This window comes from Pseudomonas sp. PME37.24/006 (genome assembly GCF_055556635.1).
Genome location: NZ_JBVHNL010000208.1, coordinates 1 through 255 on the forward strand (window position 1 = coordinate 1; position 255 = coordinate 255).

Sequence of the window (255 nt, forward strand, 5' to 3'; positions counted from 1 at the left end):
GCTGGAACATGCTGCACCCGGCCGAGGCCCCGAAGAAGAGCTACTTCGAGCAATCGCTGGAAGGCAGCGAAGGCCCGATCGTGGTCTCCACCGACTACATGCGCACTTACGCCGAGCAGGTCCGCGCCTTCGTGCCGAAGGGCCGTTCCTACAAGGTGCTGGGCACCGACGGTTACGGCCGTTCGGACACCCGCGCCAAGCTGCGTGAGTTCTTCGAAGTGAACCGTTACTTCGTGACCGTGGCCGCCCTGAAGT

At 63.5% G+C, this 255-nt stretch carries 1 protein-coding gene; it reads left to right on the forward strand.

Features of this window, described 5'->3' with window-relative positions; all coding sequences use genetic code 11:
- Positions 1-255, forward strand: a 255-nt coding sequence (locus ACZ3GY_RS24435) for a transketolase-like TK C-terminal-containing protein (RefSeq protein ID WP_465912378.1), incomplete at both ends; no start/stop codon positions are given.